The organism is Pseudomonas flexibilis, from assembly GCF_000802425.1.
Classification (GTDB): domain Bacteria; phylum Pseudomonadota; class Gammaproteobacteria; order Pseudomonadales; family Pseudomonadaceae; genus Serpens; species Serpens flexibilis.
Genome location: NZ_JRUD01000008.1, coordinates 159927 through 169099, shown reverse-complemented (window position 1 = coordinate 169099; position 9173 = coordinate 159927). Strand labels below are relative to the sequence as shown.

Sequence of the window (9173 nt, the reverse complement as noted above, 5' to 3'; positions counted from 1 at the left end):
ATGGAAAAGTTGCTCACGCTCTGGCAGAGCACCGGCCTGTATCATCTGGAGGCCGGTCAGGCGCTGATGATGCTGGTCTGTATCGGTCTGATCTACCTGGCGATCCGCAAGGGTTTCGAACCCTTGCTGCTGATTCCCATCGGCTTCGGCGGCATCCTGGCCAACATCCCGGTGGCCAACATGGCCGAGGGCGCCGGCATCCTGCACCTGTTCTACGAGGTGGGTCTGCCGACCAGCGTGTTCCCGCTGCTGATCTTCATGGGCGTCGGCGCCATGACCGATTTCGGTCCGATGCTGGCCAACCCCAAGACGCTGCTGCTCGGCGCCGCCGCGCAGTTCGGCATCTTCGGCACGCTGCTGGGCGCCCTGGCGCTGACCGCCAGCGGCATCCCCGGCCTGGAGTTCACCCTCAAGGAAGCCGCGTCGATCGCCATCATTGGTGGCGCCGATGGTCCGACCTCGATCTTCGTCACCTCCAAGCTGGCGCCGGACCTGCTCGGCCCGATCGCCGTGGCTGCATACTCCTACATGGCCCTGGTGCCGCTGATCCAGCCGCCGATCATGCGTGCGCTGACCACACCGGAAGAGCGCGCCATCGTCATGACCCAGCTGCGGCATGTCAGCCAGGTGGAGAAGATCGTCTTCCCGCTGCTGCTGTGCCTGCTGGTCGGCATGCTGCTGCCGGATGCCGCGCCGCTGATCGGCATGTTTGCCTTCGGCAACCTGCTGCGCGAATGCGGTGTGGTGGATCGCCTGGCCGATACCTCGCGTAACGCGCTGATCAACATCATCACCATCGCGCTGGGCTTGACCGTCGGCTCTAAGCTGTCCGCCGAGGCCTTCCTGCAGATGAAGACCCTGGGCATCCTGGCGCTGGGCATGGTGGCGTTCTCGGCCGGTACGGCCGCGGGGATCATCATGGCCAAGATCATGAACCGCTTCAGCACCAACCAGATCAACCCGCTGATCGGCTCGGCGGGTGTCTCGGCGGTGCCAATGGCAGCCCGGGTGTCGAACAAGGTCGGGCTTGAGGCCAACTCGCAGAACTTCCTGCTCATGCACGCCATGGGACCCAACGTGGCCGGTGTCATCGGCTCCGCCGTGGCCGCAGGGGTGCTGCTCAGCTTCGTTGGCTGACCCGCCTTCGAGCTCCGAGATAAGAACCCCGCCGCCGGCGGGGTTCTTTTTTGCGGCCGCCAGAATCGGTCCACAGAGCGGGGCGTGACGCGCGTCACGCTTTTCTGTGCGGAGGCGCAGGCCGCAACGGCATCGACTAAAGTTCGCACTGCCTTCCCCACGACCGCCGCCGCGCAGCAGGATGCTGATCGCCGACATGGACTTCGCCCGCGTATCGCCTTTATTTGCCCGAACCCTTCTGTGCCTGTTGCTGCTGCTGCCCGCGAGCCCGGTCCGGCCCGGCAACCTGGACGACGAGCTCAATGGTTTCATCGTCGACCAGACGATCAGCCACATCGGCCACCAGTTCTACCGCTATTTCACCGAGCGGCTGCGAGATACCAGCCGCCTGGACTTCAATCTGGTGGTGCGCGAACGACCTTCGGCGCGCTGGGGCAGCCTGATCTGGGTGGAGTACGAGCAGCGCACCGTCTACCGTAGCTTCCTGGCGCCCAACACCGCGCAGCTGCAAACGGTGGCCTACGCGGCAGCCGATCAGGTCAAGGAAACGGTGATCCGAAGACGACTGGAAATCCTCCTGCAGGACACCACGGACATGGAGCGAGACGAGTTATGAGAGGGCAGTGGAGCGCGCGGTTCGCCGCGCTGGGGCTGGCCTGCAGCGGCCTGCTCGCAAGCGTTCAGGCCAGTGAGCTGGTCTATACGCCGATCAACCCGTCGTTCGGGGGCAACCCGCTGAATGGCGGCTGGCTGCTGGGCAATGCCCAGGCACAGAACGACCACTCAGCCCCGGGGTCCGGGCTGGGCGCGGGCTATACCGGTACCACCGCGCTGGAACGTTTCACCAGCCAGCTGGAATCGCGGCTGCTGTCGCAGCTGATGACCAACATCGAGAGCGGCCAGACCGGCACCCTGACCACCAGTGCCTTCATCATCGAGATCCAGGACAACGCGAACTCCGGAATCCTCAGCATTCTGGTGACCGACCGCGTCACCGGCGAGGTGTCGGAGATCGTACTCAGCGGCTGGACGCCGAACTGATCCATGAAACAGGGATGTGGCATGAGAACCTTACTAGCGGTGGCATTGGCCGGCGCGCTGTTGCAGGGCTGTTCGTTGCGTGAGCCGATGCCGGCCGAGCACGATGCGGAAATACCCACACTGACCCCCCGGGCATCGACCTACCATGACCTGGTCAACATGCCCAAGCCCAGGGGATTGGTCGTCACGGCGGTCTACGGGTTCCGTGACCAGACCGGGCAATACAAGCCGTCTCCGGCCAGTTCCTTTTCCACCAGCGTCACCCAGGGCGCGGCCAGCATGCTGATGGATGCTTTGCAGGCCAGCGGCTGGTTCATGGTGCTGGAGCGCGAGGGCCTGCAGAACCTGCTGACCGAGCGCAAGATCATCCGCGCCTCGCAGCAGAAGGATGGCACGCCGGCCAACATCCTCGCCGAGTTGCCGCCGCTGCAGGCGGCCAACATCGTGCTAGAGGGCGGCATCGTCGCCTTCGACAGCAATGTGCGCACGGGCGGCGAGGGCGCCCGTTACCTGGGCATCGGCGTGTCGAACGAGTACCGGGTGGACCAGGTATCTGTGAGCCTGCGGGCGGTGGATGTGCGCAGCGGACAAGTGTTGGCCAATGTCATGACCAGCAAGACGATCTACTCGGTGGCGCGCAGCGCTGGCGTGTTCAAGTTCATCGAACTGAAGGAGCTGCTCGAAGCAGAGGCCGGTTACACCATCAACGAGCCTGCGCAGCTCTGTGTGCTGTCGGCCATCGAAGCGGCGGTCGCCCACCTGATCGCTCAAGGCATCGAGCGCAAGCTGTGGCAGGCCGCCAATCCGGCCGCACTGGCCGATTCGACGCTGGGCAAGTACCTGGCCAACGCCCGTTGAGGTGATCAAGGACAAAACAAAGGGGGGGACGGAAATCCGTCCCCCCCTTTGTTTTGCGTGTTGCGAAGGCGCGGGAGCGAAAAACTTCGCTCCCGCGCACGGCCTCAGCGCTGCAGCGCGCTGGCCTGGTTGCCGTAGCCGTACTGGTGGATGGTGCTGACCTGGTTGTAGCCCGCCTGGTTCACCACGGCGTAGTTCAGCGAGCCTGCCTGGCTGACGTAAGCGCTGCCGTTGCTGCCGTACTGCGTGATGTCCGCGGTGTTCAGGTGGCCGCTCTGGCGCAGGGTGGCCTGGTTGAAGCTGCCGTCCTGGTCCAGATAGCCGGTGTTGTGCCAGCCGTTGCTGCTGCCATCGAAGCGGTTGGAGGTGCCACGCTGCTCGGCAATCAGCAGGTTGTCGCTGCCGTTCTGATCGAAGTACAGCTCGTTGTAGTTGCCGGTCTGGGTCAGCCGCACGCGGTTGTCGCCGCCGTTGGCAGTCAGGGTCACGCTGTTGCCTTCGCCGCTTTGCTCCAGGGTCTGGTTGTTGCCCACGCCGTGCTGGGTGAGTCGCGCGGTGAGGTGGGTGCCGTCGATCTGCTCGACCTGCAGGCTGTTGCCTTCGCCGGTCTGCAGGGTCTCGATCAGGCTGTGGTCGGCGGCTGCCTGGTGGACGGTGACGTCCTGCAGGCCGCCGAACTGGGTGATCTGCACCTGGCTGCCAGTCTGGCTGCGCTGGGTGATGCTGGCGGAGCTGTTGACGCCGTTCTGCAGGGTGGTCACCCGGTTGCCGGCGGTGTCGAGCTGATACACGCTGATCTGGTGCAGGGTGCCCTGTTGCTCGATGTCGATGCTGCCGCCCAGCGTGAAGCGCTGCTCGGCGGAGGCCTCGTTCAGCGAGCCTTGCTGTTCGATCCGGGCGCGGCTGTGCAGGCTCAGGTCCTGGCGCACCTGGGCACTGTTGTCATCCCCGCGCTGGATGGTGGTGGCACGGCTGTGCGCACTGCCGTACTGGGCGACCGAGGAATCGTTGCCATTGCCCAGCTGGACCTGGTTGGCGCTGCTGCCCCAGCTGCCGAACTGGGTGGCGTGGGCGTCGTTGGCATGGCCTTCCTGCACCTGGCGGATGCTGCTGCCCGGGCCGGCGAGGTGCTGGTCGGCGTTCGCTCGGTTGTGAGTGCCCTGCTGGCGCTGATTGATCGTGCCGACGCTGACGGTCTGCAGCGAGCGAGCGTCGTTGCCGGCGCCATCCTGCAGTTGCACGGCGTGCGCGTTGCCGCCGACCTGCACCACTGCCGCGTCATTGTGCCAGCCCTGTTGGGTTTGTTCGGAAACGCCGTCGGCCAGCACCGGACCGGCGCTGAGCATCAGAATCGCTGCGGCGAGGGGGGATTTGTTGAACATGGTATTGCCTCCTTGTTGGTGTACTACTGCTTTCCTTATTGGTGTTTCTCGGGGCGTCAGCGCTGTCGCACCTGCGCGTGCAGCCCGACGCCCACCTGCGTGATCCGGCCATATAGCCCTGATCCGGATTGCTCGATGCTGGCCGTGTTGTGTGCGCCGGCCTGGATGATCTGGGCTTCATTGCCGTAGCCGAACTGGAGGATGGCGGCCTGGTTGCCATAGCCCTGCTGCCAGATGCTGGCCATCAGGTTGCTGCCTTGCTGCAGCAGATAGGCTTCGTGATGGCTGCCCTGTTGCACGATGCCGCCAAGCAGCGAGTCGCCCTGCTGATCGAGCATGGCCAGGTTGTGCTGACCCTGCTGGCTGATATGCAGTTGCAGTTCGCCGGCTATCACCTGGCGCGCCTCGTACAGATCGGCATTGCCAGCCAGGTCGCCGTTGTCCAGCAGGTCGAAGGCGAATGCCGCACCACTCTGCAGGATCAGGGCCATGATTGCGGCGAAGGGGGCGTGGCGTTTCATTCCCGTGTCCTTGGGTCTTTGTTCCGGTAAGGCGCTCGCGTCCTGCGGGTCGCCGTCGGTGGGTCGACTTGCGCAAGAGCATGGTTCAGGTTGTGAATTCCAGCAAATCGCCGCGCGCATCGGTGGGCCCGGGCTGGCCGACGGATTGGGGCGATGCCCCTCTCTGGACGGGAGAGGGGGCAGGAGGGGAGGTTAGGGGCGGCCCACTGGCGGGCTGTCCAGCGAATCGTTGCCGGTCACGGTGCTGGTGTGCGTGGCCGCTTCGGCGTTGCGCCGTTGCTGCTCATGTTCCTCGATGGAGCAGTACTCGCCCTCGGCGCAGGATCGGCACAGGGCCCGCTTGGCCGCGCATTGGCCGGTCATGCCGCGGGCCAGCGCCATGCCGCCGAGGCCCAGTTCCACCAGGCCGGCAAGACCACCCTTGCGCAGGCCATAGGCCAGCAGGAAGAAGCCGCCGGCGATGGACAGGGTACGTTCCCAGCCGTGCACGTTCTGCGCCCGGTGTTCGGAGGAGGTGTTGTAGCCATGCATAGTGCGTACTCCCGGTTCGAGGCTGTGTTCTGCTGACTGCCGCGCGTGCGGGCTGTTCGCGGCAGGCGACTACCGGCCTTTGTCCGGGTGAAGAAACTTATGCCGCTGCGCCCCGTCCCTGTTCAGGCGAGCTGAAGGGAGAGGAACGCATGTTCGATCTGCGCGGACTGGGCTTCGTCGAGCTGATGAAGCGATCGTTCAGGGAGTTCGGCGAAGACGAGATGGAAACCTATGCCGCCGCCCTGGCTTTTCGCGGGCTGTTCTCGCTGTTCCCCTTCCTGCTGTTTCTGGTGGCGGTGGTCGGCTATCTCGATCTGCAGGCTTTCTACGACTGGCTGCGCAGCCAGGCCGCGTTGCTGCTGCCGCCCCAGGCCATGGAGCAGGTGGATGCGGTGATCGTGCAATTCGAGCGTCAGAAGTCCGGGTTGTTCTCCATCGCCATCCTGTTTGCCCTGTGGACGGCGTCGGCCGGGATCCGTTCGGCCATGGTCGCCATGAACCGTGCCTATGACGTGCGCGAGGGGCGCCCCCTCTGGAAGCGTTATCCGCTGTCGGTGCTCTACACGGTGGGCATGGCTGCCATGCTGCTGACGGCGGCCGCACTGATGGTGGTCGGCCCGACGCTGATGGGCTGGCTCGCCGACCTGTTCGGCCTGCAACAGGTGGTAGTGACGGTCTGGGCGTGGCTGCGCTGGCCGGTGGCGGTGCTTTTGCTGGTGCTGGCAGTGGCCGTGTTCTATTACGTCACGCCGGACGTCGAGCAGGAATTCCGCTTCATTACTCCCGGCTCGCTGATCGCCGTGTTGACCTGGATCGCCGCCTCGCTGGGCTTCGGCTACTACGTGCAGAACTTCGCCGACTACAGCGCCACCTACGGCAGCATCGGCGCGATCATCGTGCTGCTGATGTATTTCTACCTGTCCGCCGCGGTGCTGCTGTTTGGCGCCGAACTCAACGCGGTGATCGAGCATCAGGACCCGAGCGGCAAGGATCCCGGCGAGAAGGTGGCACATCCGGGCGGAGCACAGTAGGACGATTGCCTGCAGGAGCGGACGTGTCCGCGAGCTTTTTTGGCGGCCGGTGAGGTGCGGCCGGCAAGGTGCGGCCGGCGAGGTGGTTGCAACCACAGTCAGAAGCCCGCGAATGAATTCGCTCCTGTGGCCTCAGCCTGCTGCCAGTCCCAGCACCTTGAGCAGGAAGGCGTATTCCAGCGCCACGTCGTGCAAGGCCTGGTAGCGGCCGCTCATGCCGCCGTGGCCGGCGCTCATTTCGGTCTTGAGCAGCAGCAGGTGGTCGTCGGCCTTGGTGGCGCGCAGGCGGGCGACCCACTTGGCGGCCTCCCAGTACTGCACGCGGCTGTCGTGGTAGCCGGCCACCACCAGCAGCGGCGGATAGATCTGGGCGCGCACGTTCTCGTAGGGCGCGTAGCCCTGGATGCGCGCATGCACCTCGGGATCGCGCGGGTCGCCCCATTCGTCGTATTCGGTGACGGTCAGCGGCAGGTCCGGGTTGAGCATGCTGTTCAGCACGTCGACGAAGGGCACTTCGGCGATGGCGGCGCCGAAGAGATCCGGGCGCCGATTGAGCACCGCGCCGATCAGCAGGCCGCCGGCGCTGCCGCCGCTGATGGCCAGCTTCTCCGGCTGGGTGAGGCCGCTGGCGACGAGGCTTTCCGCCACGGCGATGAAATCGCCGAAGGTGTTAGCCTTGTGCTCCAGCTTGCCGGCGCGGTACCAGGCCTCGCCCATCTCGCCGCCGCCGCGCACGTGCGCGATGGCGAAGATGAAGCCGCGCTCCAGCAGCGACAGGCGCGCGTGGGAGAACCAGGGATCGAGGCTTTCGCCATAGGCGCCATAACCGTAGAGATAGAGTGGCGCCGGCTGGCCGGCGGCGAACACCTCGCGGCGCGCCACCAGGCTGACCGGGATGCGCGTGCCGTCCGGCGCGGTGGCCCACAGCCGCCGGCTCTCGTAGGCCTGGGCATCGAACGGGCCTTCCACCGGGGTTTCCTTGAGCACCTGCTGCGTGCCGCTGGCCAGCTCCAGCTGGCGCAGCTGCGCCGGCCGGTTGAGCGATTCGTAGCGCAGGCGGATCACCGGGCTGTCGAATTCCAGGGTGCTGGCCACGTGCAGGCTGTAGACGGCGTCGGGCAGGGCGACCCGATAGGGCGCGGCGCCGGCCGGATGGACTTCCAGCACCGAGAGGCCGCCCTCGCGCAGGCTGAGCACATGGGCCGTGCTGTTCAGGTCGATATCTTCCAGCATCACCGCGGGGTCGTGGGCGCGCAGCAGTTGCCAGTGGGCACGTTCCGGGTTGGCCTGCGGGGCGGTGTACAGGGCGAAATTGATGCCGGCCTGGTTGCTGCGGATGAACCAGCGCCACTCACCGTCGAGCAGGCCGTGATCGAGATCGTACTCGTGGCCTTCCTCGCGCGGCGCGACGCAGACGAAGGCGTCGTGCGGCCGCTCGGCGTCCAGCACCCAGGCCTCGCTGGTGGTCTTGCTGGTACTGGCCAGCACCAGCTGGCGCTCGGAGCTGGTGCGGTAGCAGTGGATGAAGAAGCGCCCGTCCGGCTCGTTGAACACCAGCTGCGCCTCGGCGTCGCCCAACCGGTAGCGGTACAGCTTGTGCGGGCGGTGGGTGTCGTCCAGTTCGGCGAAGAACAGCGTCTGGCTGTCGTTGGCCCAGCACAGGCTGCCGTCGCAGTCCTCGAACGGCAGTTCGCTGATCTCGCCGCTGTGCAGGTCCTTGATGAACAGCCGGTAGATCTCGTCGCCGGTGGTGTCCAGGCTGTAGCCGAGCAGGCGCTGGTCGGGACTCAGGCTGAAGGCGCCCAGCGACAGGAAACCGCCGTCGGCCAGGGTGTTGGGGTCCAGCAGCAATTGTTCGCTGGCGTCGTCGATGGCCAGCGAGCCATCCGCCGGGCGGCGGCAGCGATAGTGGCGCGGATACTCGTCACCCGCAGTGGTGCGCTGGTAGTAGAGAAAGTCCTTCCAGGGTGCCGGCAGGGAAAGGTCGGTCTCGCGGATGCGGCCCTTGATCTCCTCGAACAGCCGCTGGCGCAGCTCGGCCTGGTCCGCCAGGCAGGCGTCGGTGTAGGCGTTTTCCGCCTGCAGGTAATCGAGCACCTCGGCGCTGTCGCGGTTTTCCAGCCACTGGTAGGGATCGGCGCCAGGGATGCTGCGGGCGATGGGGGCTTGGCTCATGGGTGGCCTCGAAAGCGGGAGAGGGTGCACCGGGTAGGTGGCCCGCTGCAAAAGCCGCTATCATATGCGCCCCTTTCACCGCCCGAAACGCCAATGATCGACAACGACTACCTGCTTGCCTGGGCCCTGTACCTCAGCGCCGGCCTTGGCCTGATGCTGGTGTGGATGCGCCTGACCCGCTGGATGTGGCGCTGGTTGCGCGAAATCCTGCGTCTGGCGGCCGCCGTGCTGCTGTTCACGCCGACCCTGGTGGACCCGTCCCGCGACTTGCTGGCGCCAGCCATCGCCATCGGTGCGCTGGATCTCGGCTTCAAGGTTGGCGACAGCGTTTGGCGGGCGCTGGCCGACCTGTCCATGTACGGCCTGGTCGCTCTGGTGCTCTACCTGATCTTCGCCGCCGCGCGCTGGCCGATCGAGCGCTGGCTGCGGGAGCGCGCCGCTGCGCGGGCGGACGGCGGGGACGCCCGCCGCGTCGAGCCGCAGGCCTGACCGCGGAG

General features: G+C 66.0%; 10 protein-coding genes. 6 read left to right on the top strand and 4 right to left on the bottom strand.

Annotated features, from left to right (window positions below; translation table 11 throughout):
* The 4 genes from SF06_RS07335 (at position 1) to SF06_RS07320 (ending at position 3036) form a co-directional block, all read left to right on the top strand.
* On the top strand, positions 1 to 1137 hold the full coding sequence (locus SF06_RS07335; protein WP_027589372.1) for a sodium ion-translocating decarboxylase subunit beta: 1137 nt from the start codon (positions 1 to 3) through the stop codon (positions 1135 to 1137).
* 181 nt (positions 1138 to 1318) lie between these two features.
* Positions 1319 to 1753, top strand: coding sequence for a curli production assembly/transport protein CsgE (gene csgE / locus SF06_RS07330; protein WP_234703312.1), 435 nt, complete (start codon positions 1319 to 1321; stop codon positions 1751 to 1753).
* On the top strand, positions 1750 to 2178 hold the full coding sequence (locus SF06_RS07325; protein WP_027589370.1) for a curli assembly protein CsgF: 429 nt from the start codon (positions 1750 to 1752) through the stop codon (positions 2176 to 2178). Before csgE ends, SF06_RS07325 begins: the two co-directional genes overlap by 4 nt.
* 21 nt (positions 2179 to 2199) lie before the next feature.
* Complete coding sequence (locus tag SF06_RS07320) at positions 2200 to 3036, top strand: CsgG/HfaB family protein (RefSeq protein ID WP_027589369.1); 837 nt, start codon at positions 2200 to 2202, stop codon at positions 3034 to 3036.
* 104 nt (positions 3037 to 3140) lie between these two features.
* On the opposite strand, the gene SF06_RS07315 is transcribed toward SF06_RS07320, so the two are convergent.
* The 3 genes from SF06_RS07315 to SF06_RS07305 form a co-directional block, all read right to left on the bottom strand.
* Positions 3141 to 4418, bottom strand: a complete 1278-nt coding sequence (locus SF06_RS07315) for a hypothetical protein (protein WP_039560496.1) — start codon at positions 4416 to 4418, stop codon at positions 3141 to 3143.
* A gap of 56 nt (positions 4419 to 4474) precedes the next feature.
* Positions 4475 to 4939 (bottom strand): hypothetical protein, encoded by a 465-nt coding sequence (locus SF06_RS07310; RefSeq protein WP_027591818.1) that lies wholly within the window; start codon positions 4937 to 4939, stop codon positions 4475 to 4477.
* Positions 4940 to 5131: 192 nt separating this feature from the next.
* Positions 5132 to 5470 (bottom strand): YgaP family membrane protein, encoded by a 339-nt coding sequence (locus tag SF06_RS07305; RefSeq protein WP_039560494.1) that lies wholly within the window; start codon positions 5468 to 5470, stop codon positions 5132 to 5134.
* Positions 5471 to 5619: 149 nt separating this feature from the next.
* Between SF06_RS07305 and SF06_RS07300 the strand changes: the two genes are divergently transcribed.
* Positions 5620 to 6501 carry a YihY/virulence factor BrkB family protein gene (locus tag SF06_RS07300; RefSeq protein WP_027591820.1) on the top strand — a complete coding sequence of 294 codons (882 nt, stop codon included), beginning with the start codon at positions 5620 to 5622 and terminating at the stop codon, positions 6499 to 6501.
* 132 nt (positions 6502 to 6633) lie between these two features.
* Here the strand turns inward: SF06_RS07300 and SF06_RS07295 are convergent, their stop codons facing one another.
* On the bottom strand, positions 6634 to 8676 hold the full coding sequence (locus SF06_RS07295; RefSeq protein WP_039560491.1) for a S9 family peptidase: 2043 nt from the start codon (positions 8674 to 8676) through the stop codon (positions 6634 to 6636).
* A gap of 93 nt (positions 8677 to 8769) precedes the next feature.
* Here SF06_RS07295 and SF06_RS07290 point away from each other — a divergent pair, with 93 nt between their 5' ends.
* Positions 8770 to 9165 (top strand): hypothetical protein, encoded by a 396-nt coding sequence (locus tag SF06_RS07290; RefSeq protein WP_052199747.1) that lies wholly within the window; start codon positions 8770 to 8772, stop codon positions 9163 to 9165.
* Positions 9166 to 9173: the final 8 nt, after the last annotated feature.

Coding starts and splice junctions, on each gene's coding strand:
- SF06_RS07310 (WP_027591818.1), bottom strand. CDS start 4,939: ATGAAACGCCACGCCCCCTTCGCCGCAATCATGGCCCTGATCCTGCAG.
- SF06_RS07315 (WP_039560496.1), bottom strand. CDS start 4,418: ATGTTCAACAAATCCCCCCTCGCCGCAGCGATTCTGATGCTCAGCGCC.
- SF06_RS07295 (WP_039560491.1), bottom strand. CDS start 8,676: ATGAGCCAAGCCCCCATCGCCCGCAGCATCCCTGGCGCCGATCCCTAC.
- csgE (WP_234703312.1), top strand. CDS start 1,319: ATGCTGATCGCCGACATGGACTTCGCCCGCGTATCGCCTTTATTTGCC.
- SF06_RS07300 (WP_027591820.1), top strand. CDS start 5,620: ATGTTCGATCTGCGCGGACTGGGCTTCGTCGAGCTGATGAAGCGATCG.
- SF06_RS07290 (WP_052199747.1), top strand. CDS start 8,770: ATGATCGACAACGACTACCTGCTTGCCTGGGCCCTGTACCTCAGCGCC.
- SF06_RS07305 (WP_039560494.1), bottom strand. CDS start 5,470: ATGCATGGCTACAACACCTCCTCCGAACACCGGGCGCAGAACGTGCAC.
- SF06_RS07320 (WP_027589369.1), top strand. CDS start 2,200: ATGAGAACCTTACTAGCGGTGGCATTGGCCGGCGCGCTGTTGCAGGGC.
- SF06_RS07335 (WP_027589372.1), top strand. CDS start 1: ATGGAAAAGTTGCTCACGCTCTGGCAGAGCACCGGCCTGTATCATCTG.
- SF06_RS07325 (WP_027589370.1), top strand. CDS start 1,750: ATGAGAGGGCAGTGGAGCGCGCGGTTCGCCGCGCTGGGGCTGGCCTGC.